Genomic DNA, 17,654 nt, shown 5'->3' with positions numbered 1-17,654 from the left:
TTACCACGTTGCGCCAGAACGGTCGCGATAGGGACAGTGGAAAGACCGCATGGACAATCTGCACGGCCAATTTCCGGACTACGGCGGACCGTCGGAAGAGCCGAACCGGGGCGAAGACGAAGAGGCCCGCGATCTGCCGCCCGCGTCCATCGGCCGCGACGAGCGCCGGATGCAGGTGCGCGCCTACAATTTCTGGGCGAGCCTGCTGGAAGATCGTCAGATGCCGTCGATCGACGGCCTCAGGCCCGAATCGCTGGGGGACTTCGGCCCCTTCAGCGTGCTGCTCGACTTCTCCAAAGGCATCGAAAACCCCGGCGTCTCGCATCTCGGCGAGCGACTCGGCGCCGAATGCGGTGCCGACAGTGCGATCCGCTGCCTTTCCGACGTTCCGCCGCGCTCGTTGCTCTCGCGGATCACCGATCATTACATGGAAATCCTGGCGAATCAGGCGCCCATCGGGTTCGAAGCCGAGTTCGTCAATCAACGCGGCATCACCGTGCTGTACCGTGGGATTCTGTTGCCCTTCGCGGGCTCGAGCGATGCCATCGAGTACATCTACGGCGTGATCAACTGGAAGGAACTGGCCGACCAGCAGACCGCCGATGAGCTTCTGCTCGAGATCGACGATGCGCTCGAACCACGCTCCTTGCAGCGCCGAGATCCTGTCGAACTGAACAACTGGGCCGACGGCCCGGCAGACTTGCTGTCGATCGATGTGATCGAATCGGTCTTCGATACCGGTGGCGAAATCCCGATGCCGTTCGCGCCGGGGGGCGATTCGGCGACGGACAAGTCCGAGGATCTGGCCGACTGCCTCGCCGCCGCGCGCGAACTGGCGCGTCAGGCGGTCGCCAGCGAGGACCGCTCGCACCAGGCGCTCTACGCCGCGATCGGCCGCGCCCATCAGTTCGCGCTGGCCGCCGCCGACGCTCCGGACGATTTCGCCGCGATGATCGCCGATGCCGGGCTTCCGGTGCAGGACCGCGCGCCGCTGACTCCGCTGGTGAAGCTCGTGTTCGGCGCGGACTATGACAAGACGCGGCTGACCGAATACGCGACCGCGATCGCCCACGCCCAGCGGCTCGAGATCGCGCCCGGGTCTTTTGGCGAATACCTGGCGCGGACCGCGGGCGGCCTCAAGGCGATCGTCGCCGAGGAGCGTCGCTTGCGTCGTGCCGAGGCGGGACCGCAAGTGCAACCTCGCAAGGGGCCGCGCGGCACGCTGCTGCGCCGCTTGCGCGAGGCCGCTCCCGTCACGATCGAAGACTTGCCGCCCAGTGGCGAGGAATTCACGCTGCTCGTCGCTCGCCGGCTGGAGAATGGCGATGTCGTGCTTGTCGGTGAAGTTCCCGATCATCCGCAATTGCTCGAGAAGGCCGCCCGCCGGCTGCTCGACTGACGACAGGCTTGGAATGCCTGGGAGACCCCGCTAGGCGGGAACCATGGCTTCCGACGAAGCGGCCCTGCGGCTCCACCCCTATTTCGGCTACCGCAGCACACGGCAGCTGACGATCACGGTCCGCGCACTTCGCGGCGCCGCGACGGGCTGGGACCACCGTTCGACCTTTGCCCGCATGCGCGCCTTGTGGCGGCACTACGGTTCGCGCGAGGTCCCCGGCGTTCCGCTGACCATCGAGGCGGGCTCGGGCAGCCGGACCGCCCGCGCAACCTGCACCACCGACGACGAGGGCTACTGCCGCTTCGACATCGCGCTCGAACCCGAATGGCCGTTGCCCGCCCGCACCGCCTGGGAAGCCGTCACCTTGCACTGGGTGTCCGGGGGCGAGGCGCAGTCGCTCACCGGCTACGTGCTTGCGCCCGGCACGAACAATCGCATCGCGGTGATTTCCGACATCGACGATACGATTATCGAGACCGGCGCGCACGATCTGTGGCGCAACTGGCGCCGCGTGCTCGCGCAGATGCCGGCCGAGAGACAACCCGTGCCGGGCGCGGCGGAATTCTACGCCCGCCTCGGTGGCGACGTCGCCGGCGCGAGCTATCCGGCGAGCCGGCGGCCGTTCTTCTACGTCTCGTCGAGCCCCTGGAACCTGTTCGACTACTTGCTCGCATTCAAGTCCGCGCACGGGTTGCCGCACGGACCGATGCTGCTGCGCGACTGGGGCTTCAATCGCGCGACCCTGCTTCCGTCCAGTCATGGCGCGCACAAGACCGCTTCGGTCTCCTCGCTGCTGGGATTCTACGATGCCACCCGCTTCGCGCTGATCGGCGACAGCACCCAGTCCGACGCAATCGCTTATGCCGGAGCGGTGCACCGCTACGCCGATCGGATTGCCGGAGTTCTGATCCGCAAGGCTCCGGGAGCAGCGATCTCGGTCGAGGAGCGCGACGCGCTGCGCACGATCGACAAGGCGGGCGTACCTTTGTGGGTGGGCAGCGATTTTGCAGTCGAAGACGATTTCCTGCGTACTCTCGGCCTCGATGCCACGTCCGACGCGCGCGCGATCGTCGATACGATTCACGAGGCGGACCCCGCGCCCGAAACCGCCGCTTCATCGGCGGTTAATGCCGAGGAGCCCTAATGCGCACGCCCATGTCCATCCGACGCCTGTCCGTCGTCCTCGCGGCGTTCCTTGCTCTTTTCGCGCTTGCCGCGCGTCCCGCTGCCGCGCAATCGGTGTTGCGCGATGCCGAGACCGAAGCACTGTTCCGGGACATGTCGCGGCCGCTAATCGTTGCGGCCGGTCTGCGGCCGACGGATGTCGACGTGGTTCTGATCAACGATTCGTCGGTCAACGCCTTCGTCGCGGGCGGACAAGCCGTCTACGTCAACTCCGGGCTGATCAACGAGGCGTCCAGCGCCAACGAAGTGCAAGGCGTGATCGCCCACGAACTGGGCCACGTCACGGGTGGCCACGCGGTGCTGAATTCCGGCGCGCAAGCGGCGTCGCGGATCAGCCTGCTTTCGCTGCTGCTCGGCGCGGCGGCCGTGGCCGCCGGTGGTGGCGAGGCCGGCATGGGCGTGATGATGGCCGGCCAGCAGGCCGCGATGGGCAAGTTCCTGGCCTACAACCGCTCGCAGGAGGCCTCGGCCGACGCGGCCGGCGCCAGCTATCTCTCGCAGGCGGGAATCACCGGCAAAGGCTCGATCGCGTTCTTCAAGAAGCTGCAGAACCTCGAATACCGCTACGGCTACAGCCCGCGCGAGGGGGACGAGTTTTACAGCACTCACCCGATGACCGGCGACCGCATCGCGACACTGCAGGACACCTACCAGGCCGATCCGGCGTGGAACAATCCCAGCGATGCGGGCCTCGAAGAGCGCTTCAAGCTCGTGAAGGCCAAGCTGTTCGGCTATCAGGCCGAGCCGCGCGATGTGCTGCTGACCTATCCGGTCACCGACAATTCGCTTCCGGCCCATTATGCCCGCGCTTACGCCTATCACCGCGAAGCGCACCTCGACCGTGCGCTTGCCGAGGCGGACGCGCTGCTCCTGGCGCAGCCGGACAATCCGTATTTTCTCGAGCTCAAGGGCCAGATCCTGCTCGAGGCGGGCCGCCCGAACGATGCGCTCGACACGCTGCGGCGCGCCACGTCGATGACCGGCAATCAGCCGCTGATCGCGACGCTGTTCGGCCATGCGCTGATCGCCACCGAGGACCGGGCCAATTACAAGGAAGCCGAAGAAGTGCTGCGCGCAGCCGTGGCGCGTGACCGGGAGAACCCGTTCGCCTGGTACCAGCTGGGCGTGATCTACGCGGCCAATGGCGACATGCCGCGCGCGCGTCTCGCCAGTGCGGAACAGCAAGTGATGAACGGCAGTCTCGCCGAAGCGCTGATCAGCGCGCGCACCGCGCAGATCGGCTTGCCGCAGGGTTCGCCCGACTGGCTGCGCGCCCAGGACATCGAGTTCGAGGCCAAGGCCGCGATTGAACGCGCGAAGAACAGGCGTTAGGCCAAGCCGATGGACCCAAACGAACCGAAGGGCGGCGGCCCCATGCGCATCGCGCTGCTGATCGCGCTGGTGGTTCTGGCCGGTTTCGCCGGCTGGTACGCCGAGCGGCTTTTTTCGGGCCCCGCAGCGGGTGACCGCGCCGAAATCGAAGGTATCGTGCGGGAATACATCCTCGCCAACCCGGAGATCCTGCCAGAGGCGATGGAAAACCTGCAGCGCAAGCAGAACAGCGCCAATCTCGGCTCCGTGCGCGAAGCGGTGGAGCGCCCCTACCCCGGCGCGATCCTCGGCAATCCCGAAGGCAAAGTGACGCTGGTCGAGTTCACCGACTTTGCCTGCGGGTTCTGCCGCCGCAGCCTCGATGACGTCGATGCGCTGATCGCCGCCAATCCCGACCTGAAGGTCGTGATCCGCGAGATGCCGATCCTGAGCCCGCAAAGCGCCGATGCCGCGCGCATGGGCCTCGCCGCTGCCGAGCAAGGCAAGTACGCCGCGTTCCACCGTGCCATGTTCGAGGCGGGGCAGCCCGATCCCGCTTCCATCATGGCCGCCGCGAAAACCGCCGGGCTCGATCTGCAGAAGGCGCAGCAAGTCGCCAAGACGCCCCGCGTCGAGCAGGAACTGGCGGCGAACGTCAATTTTGCCGGCAAGATCGGCTTTTCCGGCACGCCAACCTGGATCGTGGGCGATCAGGTCATCAACGGGGCCGTTGGCCGCGAGCAGCTGGCCGCGGCGATCGAGGCCGCACGGGGCGCCTGACCCCCTGCGCGCAACGCCCCGATTCGCGCGATTTCCGCTTTCGATCCGTTTGGGTTAGGACAAGTCGCGATGGCAGTTCTTCCAATCCAGCCCACTCCGTTTTTCGCCAACAAGAACCAGGCCTTCTGGCGGCTGCAATGCGCCGGCTGGGGCGGCGCGATGCTGCTGCGGGCCATGTCCGCCATCGCCAACGATCAGCCCGCGGCCTTCCTCGTCCTCGTCCTGATCGCGACGATCACCGGCTTTTCGATCTCGCTGGTGCTGGCCGTCATCTTCCGGCAGCTGATCGGGCAGAAACCGCTGACGACCTGGGGCATCACCGCGCTGATCCTGCCCTTCGCGGCCGGGTTCCACGCCTTCATCGACGCCTGGGTCATCTCGCTTTACCGGGCCGAGAGCGAGGCGAGCTTCGCGCAGCTGTTCATCGGCGTATTTTACCTCGATGCGACGCTACTCGGCGCCTGGTCGGCGCTGTATTACGCGATCAACCTGTTCCTTCAGGTCGAGGTGCAGAACGACCAACTGATCGAGCTCGAGAGCCAGGCAACGCAGGCCCAGCTCGCGATGCTGCGCTATCAACTCAATCCGCATTTCCTGTTCAACACGCTCAATTCGATCTCGACGCTGGTGCTGCTCAAGCAGACCGAGCCCGCGAACGCGATGCTGAGCCGGTTGTCCTCGTTCCTGCGCTATACGCTGGTCAACAAGCCCTCGGCGCGAGTGACGGTGGCGCAGGAAGTGGAGACGCTGAAGCTCTATCTCGACATCGAGCGCATGCGCTTCGAAGAGCGGCTGCGCACCACTTTCGAGATCGATCCCGAAAGCGAAGCGGCGCTGCTGCCCTCGCTGCTGCTCCAGCCCTTGGTCGAAAACGCGATCAAATACGCCGTCAGTCCGCAGGAGAGCGGGGCCGAAATCAACATCGCCTCGCAGCTTGTCGGGCCCATGCTTCGCATCACCGTCTCCGATACCGGACCCGGCTTGCAAAACAGCGCGACCAACAACAGGCTCCTGGGGTTGTCCTATGATGGAGGTGAACCCGTCTCGACCGGCGTCGGCCTGTCGAACATCCGCGACCGGCTGACGCAGGCCTATGGCGACAAGCATAGCTTCGAAACGATCGAACCGCCCGACGGCGGCTTCGCAGTGATCATCGACATCCCGATGGAGGTGCGGGACTCGGTCGAGGACGATGCTGGCAACACGCGCCCCGTAGCCTCCGCCGTTGGAGCCAGCCGCTGAAACAATCCCTTTCAACCTGCGTTTTCCTACGCTGGAGACTTAGATCGAATGACCATCCGCACCATCCTCGTCGATGATGAGAACCTGGCGATCCAGGGGCTCAAGCTTCGTCTCGAGAAGTTCCCCGATGTCGAAGTGATCGACACTTGTTCCAATGGCCGCGAGGCGATCCGCAAGATCAAGACGGAAAAGCCCGACCTCGTCTTTCTCGACATTCAGATGCCGGGATTCGACGGCTTTTCGGTCGTAAAGGGCGTTATGGAGATCGAGCCGCCGCTGTTCGTGTTCGTCACCGCCTATCAGGAACACGCGGTTCGCGCCTTCGAGGCGAATGCCGTCAACTACCTGATGAAGCCGGTCGAGGAAGACAAGCTGGCCGATACGCTGGCGCGGGTACGCACGCGTCTGGTCGAAAAGCGCTCTGCCGAAGAGGCGGAAAAGCTCAAGTCGGTACTCGCCGAAGTCGCGCCCGACGCGATGGACCAGATGCCCGAAGAGCCCGACGCCAGTGCGGATCGGTATGAGAAGCTCATCAACATCAAGGATCGCGGCCAGATCTTCCGGATCGACGTCGATTCGATCGAGCACATCGAGGCCGCCGGCGACTACATGTGCATTCGCACCGCCGACAATTCCCTCATCCTGCGCGAGACGATGAAGGATCTCGAACGCCGGCTCGATCCTCGCGTCTTCCAGCGCGTGCACCGCTCGACCATCGTCAACCTCAATCAGGTCCGCCAGGTCAAGCCGCACACCAATGGCGAATGCTTCCTGGTGCTCGATTCGGGCCAGCAGGTGAAGGTGAGCCGCTCGTACCGGGACGTGATCGCGCGCTTCGTCCACTAAGCGAGCTTGTGGCGTCGCGCCAATCCCGCGATAGGGCCTCTCATGACCGATTTCGCCATCCCCGGGTTCGACCTGGCCGCCTTCGTCGCGGCCACTCTCGCAGAAGATCTGGGCGAGGGGCTGCCGGGGGGCGGGCATGACGTCACCAGCGAAAGCGTGATCGCCGCCGATGCGCGCTTCGCCGGCGTGATGGACTCGCGCGATCCGATCGTCGTGGCCGGTCTGCCGATCGCGGCGGCCTTCTTTCGCCATCTCGACGCGGCGATGACGATCGAGATTCTGGTCGAGGAAGGATCGTCGGTCCAGCCCGGTACCGATCTGATGCGGCTCAGCGGCAATGCGCGCGCCATGCTCACGGCCGAGCGCAGCGCACTCAACACCGTGCAGCACTTGTCCGGCATCGCGACGATGACGCGCAGCTATGTCGATGCGATGGATCCGGCGGCGACTCTTCTGGATACGCGCAAGACCATTCCGGGCCTGCGGCATTTGGAGAAATACGCGACCCGCATGGGCGGAGCGAGCAACCACCGCATGGGCTTGTGGGATGCCGCGATGATCAAGGACAATCACGTGATGGTCGCCGGCAATGTCGGCGAGGCGGTGCGCCGCGCCCGCGACGCCGGCGTTTCCCGGATCATTTGCGAGGTCGACCGGATCGATCAGATCGAGCCCGCGCTGGCGGCGGGCGCCAATCATTTGCTGCTCGACAACATGCCTCCCGCGCAATTGCGCGAGGCGGTCGCACTGGTCGCCGGGCGGGTGCCCACCGAGGCCTCCGGCGGAGTCAATCTCGAGACGATCGCCGCCATCTCGGCAACCGGGGTCGATTTCGTCTCGGTCGGCCGCCTGACCCAAAGCGCACCGGCCGCGGACATCGGGCTCGACTTCACGCCTCTGTGAGGGCGCTCGCGGCCCTCGGTCTGCTGGCCGCGACGCTATCCGGTCCGGCTTTGGCGCAGGCTTACCAGTGCGCCGTTCCCCGCACGCTGCCGCAGCTCCGCCCGATCACCCCTGATGGTCCCGTCCGCCGGAGTGCGGCGATCGGCGGTTATCTGCTCGCCGCGAGCTGGTCTCCGGAGTTCTGCCGGCGGCCGCAGGATGCCGGTACGATGCAATGCTCGGGACGCAACGGCCGTTTCGGCTTCGTCCTACACGGGTTGTGGCCGCAAGCCGCCAAGGGCGCCGATCCGCAATGGTGCGCGACCGGCCCGCGACTCTCTCCCGAACAGCTGCGCCGAAATCTGTGCATGACGCCGGTCCCCTGGCTGCTCGATCGCGAATGGCTGAAGCACGGCACGTGCCTCACGCGCGATCCGGACAAGTACCTCAAGGTGAGCGGCATTCTGTGGCGTTCGCTGCGCTGGCCCGATGCCGACCGGCTATCGCGCAAGCCCGATCTCACCGTGGCCGACTTGCGCAGCGAATTCCTGCTCGCCAACCCCGGTTTCCGGCGCGATCAAGTGGGCGTCTTCACCAGCCGCACCGGCTGGCTGCGCGAAGTCCGGATCTGCTACGGTCGACGGTTCCGCCCGTCACGCTGCGAGCGGCGCGAATGGGGCGCCGCCGATGCAGCCCCGCTCAAGATCTGGCGCGGGCTGTAGGGCTTACGACCCGATCGCCCAGCGGCGCAGCAGGGCCATCTGGACGCGCTGCAAGCGCACGTAGTTGTCCCAATCCATCTTCAGCCCCTCGAGCGCCGCCACTTCGTTGAGCTCGTACAATAGCTCGCGATTTTCGGGATCGACGATCCGGCTTTCGATGAAACTCAGCCCCACGCGCCGTTCGCCGCGCGTCACTTCGAGCACCTGGTGCAGCGTAGTCGACGGATAGAGCACCACCGATCCCGCCGACAGTTTGATCTTCACGTCCTGTTCGCCGAGCGAAATCTGCAATTCGCCGCCATCGTAGCTGTCGGGATCGGAGAGGAAGACGGTGCACGAAATGTCCGAGCGCATCAGGCTGTTGCCGAGCTGCATGAAGGCGGCATCGGGATGGAGGCCATACTTCATGCCGGGGCGATACGCCGTGATGATCGGCGGCGCGATCACGCGGGGAAAGGCGAAATTGCGGAATTCCTCCGAGCGCATCAGCGCTTCGATGATCATCCGCGCGGTGGTCTCGATCACTTTGCCGTCGTGCAGTTGCAGGTTCTGCTTGGCCTTGTTGTGCGGATTGGAAACCCGGCCGTCGACGAATTGCGAATCGTCGGCGATGCGGTTGAGCTCGGCGACTTCCGCTTCGCTGAGCAGGTCTTCAATGAGTTTGAACATGGTCGCTATCCGGTTCGAGGATGCGCGCAATGCGCGGGTAACGGGCGGCACCGGCTTCGAGCCAGGTCAGGGCTTGCGCGATGGCGGCGCGATGCTCTTGGGCGGCCTGTCGCTGCAAATCGTGGCGCAACTGCGGGGAATAGCTGTGTTCGGGCGCCTTGGAATAGCGCGTCATCAGCGGCCCTTCGACCAGACGCTGCGCCGCAGCCTCGTCCAGCGGCAGCGAGACATGGCGCGCCATCGCCAGCATTTGCCCAATCGGCTCCGCCAGAAACGCATCGAAATCGACCCGATGCACGCAACCGCCCGGCAGCTGGCGCGCGGCATCATCCAGAGTCAGCATCTCGACCAGCCAGCCCAGCGCGATCAGTTCGCCCTCGCGCATCGACCACAAGCGCCAAGGCATGTCCGGCAGCAACTGCTCCAGCCGGACCAGCCGCTTCGGCGCCAGCAGGACGGCTTCCTTGCGCGAGTTCTCGCCGGCTAGGATGGTTTGAAGATAGCTGGCCGCCGAAACCTGCAGGAACAGCGCTTTCGCATCGGGCGCGAGCAGACAGGTGGCGATCTGGCTGGCGAAGCTGGTCGCCTTGACGATCACGCGCTCCCCGGGATGGAAACGCCGTGCCAGCAGCCGGCGCAACTTCGCGATCCGCGCGTCGATCAGAGCCGGGTCCCAAGGGCATTCGACCCGGTGGCGCTGGCTTTCGATCTCGGCGAGACTGCGCAGGATCTGCGGTTCGCGCAGCGCCAGAACGCCCTCTACGGCGCCAAGCAGCCGCGCAATCAGTGTCGACCCGACATGGCCCAGGTGAAAGATGTAGTCCGCATCGTCGGGCGCCTTCGGATCGATCGCAGCCAGCACGGTCTCCAGGTCTTGCCAGGATCCGCGCGGTTGGGGCCCGACGCTGCGTTGATCGAGAAAGCTCGCCTCGCGCAGTGTCTGCTCCTCGAACTGCAGCAGCAGAATGCGCGCGCCGGTTTCGTCGAGCGCGTGCGGTAGCAGCTGCGGCGCGGCCAGCATCTCGGCAAGCGACGCGCTCATCGCGCGCGGCGTCCAAACGAAGGCACCGCTCCGCCAGTGTGTGTGAAGGAATCTGTACGCATCACGTGCCCGCGCATACCCTCACCCGGCGGACGCGTCGAGCCGCTGTGCCGATGCATCAGGTGCGGCGCGCGCGGAAGAATTCGCGCAGCTGGTTCGCCGCCAGGGCCTCGCCGATCCCGGAGTAGACCTCCGGGCGATGCAGGCATTGCGGCTGCTCGAAGACCCGTGCTCCATGCTCGACGGCACCGCCTTTGGGGTCGGACGCGGCGTAATAGAGCCGGGCGAGGCGCGCATGGGCAATGGCCCCCGCGCACATCGCGCAAGGCTCCAGCGTAACCCACAGCTCGCACCCTTCGAGCCGTTCCTGCCCAAGCGCCTGCGCCGCCTGGCGGATGGCCAGGATTTCGGCATGCGCCGTCGGATCCGGCAGCCGGCGCGTCAAGTTGTGCCCCGTCGCGACGACCTCGCCGTCCTTGACCACGACCGCGCCGATGGGCACTTCCCCCTCGCTCGCCGCGATCCGGGCCTGCTCGAGCGCGAGCACCATGGGCTGGGGAAGCGGCCATGCGGTCATTCCGGTCGCGCTAGCGCGTCCCAGGCCTGTGTACAACTTGACCTTGGCCGGGGGAATCGGTATGGGCGCGCCTTCCCGTACAAACGGCACAATTTTCGAGCGAGAAACAGCATGTCCCGCATCTGCGAACTGACCGGCAAAGGTCGCCAGGTCGGCTGCAACGTCAGCCACGCCAATAACAAGACGAAGCGCGTCTTTCTGCCCAACCTGCAGAACGTCACGCTCATGTCGGAAGCGCTGGACCGCAGCTTCAAGTTCCGCGTCTCGACGCACGGGCTGCGCTCGGTCGAGCACAATGGCGGCTTGGACAACTGGCTGCTCAAGGCAGCGGACGGCAAGCTCAGCCCCCGCGCGCTCAAGGTGAAGCGCGAACTGCGCAAGAAGCAGGCGGCCTGAACCGCTGCCGTCCCTCGCGGGGCGGTGCCTGCAGACCAGTCTGACGATGGAAAGGCGCCGGGGTTTTCCGAGCGCCTTTTGTCGTGCTTGCGGTCATGAAGGACGCATCAGCGCGTTAGGTCTTTTGGATCGACGGTGAGCTTCCACAGCAAAGTGCGCTGCAAGGCGCCTTTGTTGTCGTCCGAGATGATCCACACCGCGATCCGGCCCTTGCCCTGCGGCAGAATGGCCATTCCCTCGAAGTTGTCGACCGGAAGCGAGGAACTGAGCCGCGCCACGGCCCGCGCGCGCCAGATCCCGCCAGGACGAATCTCGCGCGGATCGGCGATCGCCAGCCTTCCGGCGAAACGCTGCGGCATCGGCCAGACGAGCCGCCGCATCAGGATGAGCACGCGGCCATCGGGCATTTGCGCCATGTCGGTGGGCGCGAACCGGGCGGGCCCGATGAACCGAAAGGTATGGCCTTTCGCGCCCTCGACCGGATTGCCGTCGAACATCACCGCCTCGTGCTCGTCCGAATCGAAGTAGCCGGCAAAGGCTTCACGCAAGAGGACGACACGGCCGTCCTGCAGCCAGGTCATGGCTTCCGCGCCGCTGTTTTTGCCCCAACCGGAAATCAGCGCAGGCGCGACCTCGCGCGCGCTGCGCCAGCGCCGATCGGTGCTCACAATCGTGTTCGCGCCTTCCAGCCCCATCAGCAGGACCTTGTGCGCGGGATCGAACGTGGCCGATTCGATGTCTCGCGCCCGACCCTTTGTGAACAGCCTGTTGGAGCCTCCGAACTTGGCGTTCGGTTCCCCCTTGCCGGGCAGATTGAAGAGCATGCGGCCACCCTGGTCGGAGATCGCCATCATCCTTCGCCGGTTCACCGGAACGAGCGCGGAATAACCGCCGAACCGCGGCACAGGGCTGTCGAGCTGCCAGATCCCGGCCAGGTGGAAGGCGCCCAGATGCGGTCGCAGGATGGCCGGAGTCGGCAGGGCCAGCGGCGTCATCGTCAGGATTCTGGGACCTGTGCGCGGGGGTGGCCGCTCCGCGTGCGCCCAGGTGAGTGCGAGCAGAACGCCAAGCCCCACTAGCGCGATCGGGCGCGCCCACCGCACCAACCGGTGCAGCGGTCCGGCGTGCCCGGTCGGTTCAAGCGACGACTGTCTCATCGCATCCATGTTAGAGATCGGACGGGCATCAGGTGGCCTTGGCAGAGCGCTGGCCCCCGAACCGGAGTCTATTGAACGCGCTTGCCTTTGACCGCACGTTGGCCTTCGAAGCGGACCCAATAGGACCCGAGCGCGGCGCGTTCGAGTTCGACTTCATCGCCGACCTTGGGCTTGCGCAGAGCCAGCGGGGCATCGGTCGTCTGCCAGGTCGCATCGCCCTCGGCGATCGTGAATTGGTACTTGCCATAAGGCAGCGCGCGGACGTCCGTGATCGTCGTATTGATCAGTTTGACTTCCTCTTGCTCGCCCTTTTCCCTGCCGCCGCCGAACAAGCCGATGCTCGGCAGCGAGAACCCGAACAGCGAGCGCCGGATCGTCTTGACCTCTTCGGTATCGACGACGCGGACCGTGCCTTCCTCGGTCGCGGCGATGAGCGCGGACGCTTCCTTGTCGTAGCAGGCGAGACGCGCAGCCGGTTCGGCGATCGCACGACAGCGCGCAAGTTCGCTCAGGGCCTCAGGCGCTTTTGGATCGGATTCGTCCCGGGCTTGAGCCGGGACGATGGCCATCGTCAGCGCGGCCAACGCTGCCAAGGGAACGCGGAAAAACTGCCGTATCATGTCACCCTCGTCGTCTCGGATCATGCCGAAGCAGGCCGCAGGAATAGGACCGCCGGCTTATCGCGGCGAGAGCGGTGCTTCGGCAATCACGTCCGCGAGGTCAAGGCCCCCCGAGCGAACGCGTCCGGGTGTAATCCTGCAAGTCGCGGGCATAGTCGCTGTTGCCTTCGCGCAGACGACGCCATTCCGCAATCGTGCGGCAGGTTTTGACCTTCTGCGTCAGGCTGCCGGTAACGGAGAGCCTCTTGCACTTGATGCGATCGTCGCCCGTCGGCTCCGCAGTCTCTTCGGTAGGCTGCTTGGTCGCGGGTTCGCCTGCCGCCGCCGAAGCGAAGATCAGGCTTGCTGCTAGGAGTTCGAGCATAAGACAAAAACTTCCTGGTTAGTGGTCTTTGTTGCAGTACATCATAACCGATTGTGTCGCGAATGTGTATGACCAAATCCGGTCTTTCGCTTTCGCCCAGCGGATCGAACGGTTTGCAACGGTGCCGCCGTTCATTAGGGATGACGGAGCATGACCGGAAATCCCGCATTCGCGCAGACCGACGCTGCTTGGCACGCCCACCGCTACGTGCCCGACACGGACAGCATCCAGTTTCGCCTCGTGCCACGCGCGCTTCGCAGTTCGGTGCCGTTTCTCACCGAAGAATGTCTCGGGAGCGAGGCGCAGCGCGTCGAAGTGCCGCGAAGCGGGCTGGAAGGAGCGTTTACCTCCGGGACGGCGTCCGGTCTGCACTTCCTGTTCCATTCGGCCTTCTGCAGCTCGACGATGCTGGCGCACGCCCTTGACCGGCCCGGCCGGACGGCAAGTCTCTCCGAGCCGGTCATCCTCAATGACGTGGTCGGCTTCAGGCGACGCGGCGCGCGGCCGGAGGCTGTCGAAGGCGTCGCTCGCACGGCGCTTCGCTTGTTGGCCCGGCCCTACCCCGGCGAGCAGGGCATCGTCGTCAAGCCTTCCAACATCGTCAATCCGCTGATCCCCGCGCTGCTTGCGATGGTGCCCGAGGCGCGAGCAATCCTGCTCTATGCTCCGCTCGAGGACTTTCTCGCATCTGTCGCGAAGAAGGGATTGTGGTGCCGGCTGTGGGTGCGCGAGCTGTTGCGCGGCTACCTGACCGACGGGTTCGGCAACCTCGGGTTCGGTCCGGAAGAGTTGTTCCTCCAGTCCGATCTTCAGATCGCCGCCGTAGGCTGGCTGGCACAGCAGCAGGCTTTCGGGAAGCTGCTGGAGACGCAGCCCGGGCGCTTGCGCAGCCTGGCGTCGAGCCACTTGATCGAGGAACCCGCTGAAGTGATCGCCGCCAGCATCGCTCATTACGGTTTCGATGCAGCAGAATCCGAGGCGAGTGGCGCGATCGGTCGCGACAGCAAGACCGGCGGCGCGTTCGATGCCGCCGCGTTCCAGACTCAACGCGAGGCGGTTCGCACCGCCCATGGCGACGAACTGGAAAAGGTTTCGCAATGGGCGACGCATATCGCCGGGACTTTCTCGATTCCGCTCGAACTGCCCCGGCCTTTGCTGCCCTGACCGGCGCGACCGCGCCGATCGCGCGTTCCGCCCTTCCTGAACAACAAAAAAAGGGCAGCTCCGAGGAGCTGCCCTTTCTCATGTCCGAAGACGCGATGCTTAGAAGCGGAGCTTCGCGGCGATCGCATAACGGCGACCCAGCGCGTCGTAGGTCGACGGGTAGGTGTTGCCGCTGTTGTAGGTGGTCGAGCCGACATTGCCACCGACGATCGGGGGCTGCTTGTCGAACAGGTTCTGGATCGAGAACGTGAACGAGAAGTGCTCGGTCGCGTTCCAACGCGTGGTCAGGTCGAAGTAGTCATAGGCATCGATACGGTTGAAGTTGACTTCCTTGCCGGCAACCGGACCCACGCTCGCGGGCAGGGTGCCTTCGAAGGCATCGCCGAACTCGTAATCGAAACCATCGATGTGGCGCCACAGCAACGAGACGTCGACCGCCTCGAATGCAAGCGTACCACGGACCGACCACTGCCATTCAGGGGCCAGCGATCCACAGTTCTCCGAGAAGATGCCGATGCAATCGAGCGGCGCCGCCGACGGGCTGGACTGGAACGTCTGGTTGTCGGTCCAGTTGCCGGCCGCGTTCAGGATCAGGTTCGCGAAGCCGATGTCACGCTGATAGCTCAGGTTGAAATCGACGCCCGAAGTCTTGATCTTGCCGAGGTTCGACAGGCTGAGGAACAGACCCGGCGTGGTGGCCGGATCGCCGCTCAGACCACCCGTGATCGGGTCGCGGCCAATCGCGAGACAGGCAGCGCTGGTCGGATCGAGGTTGTCGAAGCAAGCGCTGATCGCGTCACCCGGCGTCGGGGCCGAGATGTAGTCCTTCACCTTGATGTTGTAGTAGTCGACCGTAAGGGTCAGACCAGGAACAACGCGGGGCTGAAGGATGACGCCGGCAGTCCAAGTGCTTGCCGTTTCCGGACCGAGGTCAAGGTTACCACCGATGGTGGCGTTGGCCTGACCCGAGATCGGCTGCGCGATCGAATTGATGTTACCCGCATTCGCACCCTGGGCAAGACACACTTCCCGCAGTGTGCCGCTGGGAGCCGGACGTGGCACGCCATCGTCGAGAACCGGATTGCCCTCGTCGTTGAGCGTGGCGCAGGGGTCGTTCGACAGGTTGGTCAGCACCGTGTTGACCGGCGAGAACAGCTCCGAGATGTTCGGCGCGCGAACCGCGCGGCTGTAGCCACCGCGGATCTTGACGTCTGGCACCGGGGCCCACGAACCGCGAACCGTCCAGGTCGTGGTGTTGTAGGTCGGTTCGCTCGGCGAATCGACTTCATAGTGCGACTGACGGATGCCGGCGTTCAGGGTCAGCTCGTCGAAGAAGGGACGATCCTGAACCAGCGGGATCGCGATTTCACCGAACGCTTCGTAGACCTTGTAGCCGCCGTTGATGTCCGGAGCCGCGCCGCCGGCGCCACCGAGGTCACCCGCCTTGGCGAGCGAGTCGGAAACCTGGCTAGCGTTGTACTCGCGGAATTCCGCACCGATCACGAAGTTGATCGCATCGGACGCCCACGGCAGGGCATACCCAAAGTCGCCATCAAGGCTGGCACGCGCCTGCGCGAGCGAAGACTTGTTGGTGACCTGCGAGGTGTCCGACAGGAAGTCGAGCTGTTCGGGAGTGAAGACAGTCGCCGTCGGGGTGAAGAAGTTCACCGGCACACAGCCGTTCGACTCGTCGAGGCAGGTGTTGGGATTGGTGGCGAGCAGCGACTGGCGAATACGGCTGTTGAGCACGTAGTTCTGGATCTGCTGCGCATTTTCGGATTCGCCGTAGCTACCCGAAATGTCGAAGCCGATCGTGCTGGTGAGATCACCACGCACGCCCAGGCGATAGTCGAACAGCGTCGTCGTGTAGTCCGAGATACGCGGACCGACTTCGACCGCGCGACGGAACAGCGAGGTCGTGATCGTGCGGTAGGCCGGATCGTTCGGGTCGGTCGCCGCGGCGCCGGCGGCGCAATCGGCCGCGCTGATACCGAAGCCGCCGCAAAGCTGATTGCGGATGCCTTCGGTCAGGAACGGGTTCGAGAGCGGAATGTCGACACCAATGCCGAACGAGCCCGAAGGCGCGATGATCGTCGAGACCGTCTGCTTCGAGAACAGACCGCGCGAGTATACCTCGATGTTGTCCGCGACTTCATACTTCGCGCTGGCGAAGATGTTGTAGCGCTCGAACGGCGTGTTGAAGATGTTGAACGGGTTGAAGTTGAACGGCGCGTAGGTGCCGACCAGCGACTGACCGCTGGGCGAGATCTGCAGCGTGCCCGAACCGGGGACCGCGAGACGCGCGGGCACCGCCGTGCCCGAGCCGCCACCGCCGCCCGAGAAGGAATCGATGTTGAACAGCGAGAAGTCGCGCGCACCCTGATAGACCGGGTCCGATTCCTGGTAGCCGATACCAAGAATGACGTTGCCGCGACCATCGTCGAAGCTGGCGCCCGTGGTCAGGTCGACGCGGAACGTGCCGCCATCGCCACGCTCGGTGATCTGGTAGCCACCGTTGAGCTCGAGGCCTTCGAAGTCGTCGTTGATGATGAAGTTGACGACGCCGGTGATGGCGTCGGCGCCGTACGTTGCCGAAGCACCGCCGGTCAGAACGTCGACGCGCTCAACGAGGGCGACGGGAATATTGTTGAGGTCGACGCGGCCGACGATGTCGGACGGAACGATGCGCTCACCGTCGAGCAGGACGATGTTGCGGGTCGAGCCGAGACCACGAAGGTTGACGTAGCTGGCGCCGCCGTTGCCGTTGTTGACCGCGGAACCGATCGACGGGACGATACCCGGAATCTCGCGGAGAATTTCTTCGGCGACGTTGTTCTGCTGCAGTTCGATCGTGTCGGCCGTCGTGACGTTGACGGGCGCCGCGAGTTCAAGGTTCGGATTGGAAATGCGCGAACCGGTGACGATGATCGTGTCAGCGGGCAGCGTTTCTTCCGCAACCTGCGCGTACACCGGGCCAGACATCATGGCGACGCCTAGCACCATCGGCGCCGAACCGACCTTCAGAGCAGTCAGTGTGGTTTTTTTCACGTTTAAGTCCCTTTATAGAAGGGCAGCGGCTGTCGCCGCTTCTTGCCCCCGTGCCAGATCCCCGACTTGGCCTGAGCCAGCCCTCATCATGTGTCCCCTAGATGAGTAGCGCGCCGGAACGGATTGGCCTTTATTGGCGGAACGCCTCTGCCGCAGCAAAGCAAATGAAGGGAGTTCATGACGTTTTGCGGACGCTGTGTCCTTGGCGCAACAGCCGCTAATCGACCCAAACTTCTGGCGATTGAGCCGA

The 17,654-nt window shown here is 64.9% G+C and carries 17 protein-coding genes; 10 read left to right on the top strand and 7 right to left on the bottom strand.

What is annotated here, in order from left to right; translation table 11 throughout:
- Positions 1 to 49 precede the first annotated feature (49 nt).
- The 8 genes from GQO94_RS03900 (at position 50) to GQO94_RS03865 (ending at position 8,367) form a co-directional block, all read left to right on the top strand.
- Positions 50 to 1,399, top strand: coding sequence for a hypothetical protein (locus tag GQO94_RS03900; RefSeq protein ID WP_156839824.1), 1,350 nt, complete (start codon positions 50 to 52; stop codon positions 1,397 to 1,399).
- 43 nt (positions 1,400 to 1,442) lie between these two features.
- Positions 1,443 to 2,543, top strand: a complete 1,101-nt coding sequence (locus GQO94_RS03895) for a phosphatase domain-containing protein (protein ID WP_156839823.1) — start codon at positions 1,443 to 1,445, stop codon at positions 2,541 to 2,543.
- Positions 2,544 to 2,554: 11 nt separating this feature from the next.
- Complete coding sequence (locus GQO94_RS03890) at positions 2,555 to 3,916, top strand: M48 family metalloprotease (protein ID WP_232332756.1); 1,362 nt, start codon at positions 2,555 to 2,557, stop codon at positions 3,914 to 3,916.
- 9 nt (positions 3,917 to 3,925) lie between these two features.
- The gene (locus tag GQO94_RS03885) at positions 3,926 to 4,675 is read left to right on the top strand and encodes a DsbA family protein (RefSeq protein ID WP_156839821.1); all 750 of its coding nucleotides are present in this window, start codon (positions 3,926 to 3,928) and stop codon (positions 4,673 to 4,675) included.
- 69 nt (positions 4,676 to 4,744) lie between these two features.
- A complete protein-coding gene (locus GQO94_RS03880; RefSeq protein WP_156839820.1) occupies positions 4,745 to 5,917 on the top strand; it encodes a sensor histidine kinase in 1,173 nt (390 codons plus the stop codon).
- A gap of 48 nt (positions 5,918 to 5,965) precedes the next feature.
- Positions 5,966 to 6,763, top strand: a complete 798-nt coding sequence (locus GQO94_RS03875) for a LytR/AlgR family response regulator transcription factor (RefSeq protein ID WP_156839819.1) — start codon at positions 5,966 to 5,968, stop codon at positions 6,761 to 6,763.
- Between the two features lie 42 nt (positions 6,764 to 6,805).
- Complete coding sequence (gene nadC / locus GQO94_RS03870; protein WP_156839818.1) at positions 6,806 to 7,666, top strand: carboxylating nicotinate-nucleotide diphosphorylase; 861 nt, start codon at positions 6,806 to 6,808, stop codon at positions 7,664 to 7,666.
- Positions 7,663 to 8,367, top strand: a complete 705-nt coding sequence (locus GQO94_RS03865) for a ribonuclease T2 family protein (protein ID WP_156839817.1) — start codon at positions 7,663 to 7,665, stop codon at positions 8,365 to 8,367. Before nadC ends, GQO94_RS03865 begins: the two co-directional genes overlap by 4 nt.
- Before the next feature lie 3 nt (positions 8,368 to 8,370).
- On the opposite strand, the gene GQO94_RS03860 is transcribed toward GQO94_RS03865, so the two are convergent.
- The 3 genes from GQO94_RS03860 to GQO94_RS03850 form a co-directional block, all read right to left on the bottom strand.
- Complete coding sequence (locus GQO94_RS03860; RefSeq protein WP_156839816.1) at positions 8,371 to 9,036, bottom strand: Fe2+-dependent dioxygenase; 666 nt, start codon at positions 9,034 to 9,036, stop codon at positions 8,371 to 8,373.
- Positions 9,020 to 10,078 (bottom strand): hypothetical protein, encoded by a 1,059-nt coding sequence (locus tag GQO94_RS03855; protein ID WP_156839815.1) that lies wholly within the window; start codon positions 10,076 to 10,078, stop codon positions 9,020 to 9,022. The genes GQO94_RS03860 and GQO94_RS03855 overlap by 17 nt, the downstream gene beginning before the upstream one ends.
- Positions 10,079 to 10,196: 118 nt before the next feature.
- On the bottom strand, positions 10,197 to 10,655 hold the full coding sequence (locus GQO94_RS03850) for a nucleoside deaminase (RefSeq protein ID WP_156839814.1): 459 nt from the start codon (positions 10,653 to 10,655) through the stop codon (positions 10,197 to 10,199).
- Between the two features lie 111 nt (positions 10,656 to 10,766).
- On the opposite strand from GQO94_RS03850, the gene rpmB reads away from it, so the two are divergent.
- Positions 10,767 to 11,051 (top strand): 50S ribosomal protein L28, encoded by a 285-nt coding sequence (gene rpmB / locus GQO94_RS03845; RefSeq protein ID WP_156839813.1) that lies wholly within the window; start codon positions 10,767 to 10,769, stop codon positions 11,049 to 11,051.
- A gap of 107 nt (positions 11,052 to 11,158) precedes the next feature.
- Here the strand turns inward: rpmB and GQO94_RS03840 are convergent, their stop codons facing one another.
- The 3 genes from GQO94_RS03840 to GQO94_RS03830 form a co-directional block, all read right to left on the bottom strand.
- Positions 11,159 to 12,046 carry an esterase-like activity of phytase family protein gene (locus GQO94_RS03840; RefSeq protein WP_232332755.1) on the bottom strand — a complete coding sequence of 296 codons (888 nt, stop codon included), beginning with the start codon at positions 12,044 to 12,046 and terminating at the stop codon, positions 11,159 to 11,161.
- Between the two features lie 230 nt (positions 12,047 to 12,276).
- Positions 12,277 to 12,828 carry a hypothetical protein gene (locus tag GQO94_RS03835; protein ID WP_156839811.1) on the bottom strand — a complete coding sequence of 184 codons (552 nt, stop codon included), beginning with the start codon at positions 12,826 to 12,828 and terminating at the stop codon, positions 12,277 to 12,279.
- A 100-nt stretch (positions 12,829 to 12,928) separates the two neighbouring features.
- Positions 12,929 to 13,192, bottom strand: coding sequence for a hypothetical protein (locus GQO94_RS03830; RefSeq protein ID WP_156839810.1), 264 nt, complete (start codon positions 13,190 to 13,192; stop codon positions 12,929 to 12,931).
- A gap of 150 nt (positions 13,193 to 13,342) precedes the next feature.
- On the opposite strand from GQO94_RS03830, the gene GQO94_RS03825 reads away from it, so the two are divergent.
- Positions 13,343 to 14,356 carry a hypothetical protein gene (locus GQO94_RS03825; protein ID WP_156839809.1) on the top strand — a complete coding sequence of 338 codons (1,014 nt, stop codon included), beginning with the start codon at positions 13,343 to 13,345 and terminating at the stop codon, positions 14,354 to 14,356.
- 99 nt (positions 14,357 to 14,455) lie between these two features.
- Here the strand turns inward: GQO94_RS03825 and GQO94_RS03820 are convergent, their stop codons facing one another.
- On the bottom strand, positions 14,456 to 17,359 hold the full coding sequence (locus tag GQO94_RS03820) for a TonB-dependent receptor domain-containing protein (protein WP_156839879.1): 2,904 nt from the start codon (positions 17,357 to 17,359) through the stop codon (positions 14,456 to 14,458).
- Positions 17,360 to 17,654 lie beyond the last annotated feature (295 nt).

This window comes from Novosphingobium aquimarinum (assembly GCF_009746585.1).
GTDB lineage: Bacteria > Pseudomonadota > Alphaproteobacteria > Sphingomonadales > Sphingomonadaceae > Novosphingobium > Novosphingobium aquimarinum.
Note: the sequence above shows the minus strand (reverse complement) of the source record. Positions and strands in the feature narration are given on the sequence as shown.

Excerpts from the sequence above, each read along its gene's own strand:
- GQO94_RS03880 (WP_156839820.1), top strand. The coding sequence starts at position 4,745 with ATGGCAGTTCTTCCAATCCAGCCCACTCCGTTTTTCGCCAACAAGAAC.
- GQO94_RS03830 (WP_156839810.1), bottom strand. The coding sequence starts at position 13,192 with ATGCTCGAACTCCTAGCAGCAAGCCTGATCTTCGCTTCGGCGGCGGCA.
- GQO94_RS03820 (WP_156839879.1), bottom strand. The coding sequence starts at position 17,359 with ATGGTGCTAGGCGTCGCCATGATGTCTGGCCCGGTGTACGCGCAGGTT.
- GQO94_RS03860 (WP_156839816.1), bottom strand. The coding sequence starts at position 9,036 with ATGTTCAAACTCATTGAAGACCTGCTCAGCGAAGCGGAAGTCGCCGAG.
- GQO94_RS03890 (WP_232332756.1), top strand. The coding sequence starts at position 2,555 with ATGTCCATCCGACGCCTGTCCGTCGTCCTCGCGGCGTTCCTTGCTCTT.
- GQO94_RS03885 (WP_156839821.1), top strand. The coding sequence starts at position 3,926 with ATGGACCCAAACGAACCGAAGGGCGGCGGCCCCATGCGCATCGCGCTG.
- rpmB (WP_156839813.1), top strand. The coding sequence starts at position 10,767 with ATGTCCCGCATCTGCGAACTGACCGGCAAAGGTCGCCAGGTCGGCTGC.
- GQO94_RS03850 (WP_156839814.1), bottom strand. The coding sequence starts at position 10,655 with ATGACCGCATGGCCGCTTCCCCAGCCCATGGTGCTCGCGCTCGAGCAG.
- nadC (WP_156839818.1), top strand. The coding sequence starts at position 6,806 with ATGACCGATTTCGCCATCCCCGGGTTCGACCTGGCCGCCTTCGTCGCG.
- GQO94_RS03855 (WP_156839815.1), bottom strand. The coding sequence starts at position 10,078 with ATGAGCGCGTCGCTTGCCGAGATGCTGGCCGCGCCGCAGCTGCTACCG.
- GQO94_RS03900 (WP_156839824.1), top strand. The coding sequence starts at position 50 with ATGGACAATCTGCACGGCCAATTTCCGGACTACGGCGGACCGTCGGAA.
- GQO94_RS03895 (WP_156839823.1), top strand. The coding sequence starts at position 1,443 with ATGGCTTCCGACGAAGCGGCCCTGCGGCTCCACCCCTATTTCGGCTAC.
- GQO94_RS03825 (WP_156839809.1), top strand. The coding sequence starts at position 13,343 with ATGACCGGAAATCCCGCATTCGCGCAGACCGACGCTGCTTGGCACGCC.
- GQO94_RS03840 (WP_232332755.1), bottom strand. The coding sequence starts at position 12,046 with ATGACGCCGCTGGCCCTGCCGACTCCGGCCATCCTGCGACCGCATCTG.
- GQO94_RS03835 (WP_156839811.1), bottom strand. The coding sequence starts at position 12,828 with ATGATACGGCAGTTTTTCCGCGTTCCCTTGGCAGCGTTGGCCGCGCTG.
- GQO94_RS03875 (WP_156839819.1), top strand. The coding sequence starts at position 5,966 with ATGACCATCCGCACCATCCTCGTCGATGATGAGAACCTGGCGATCCAG.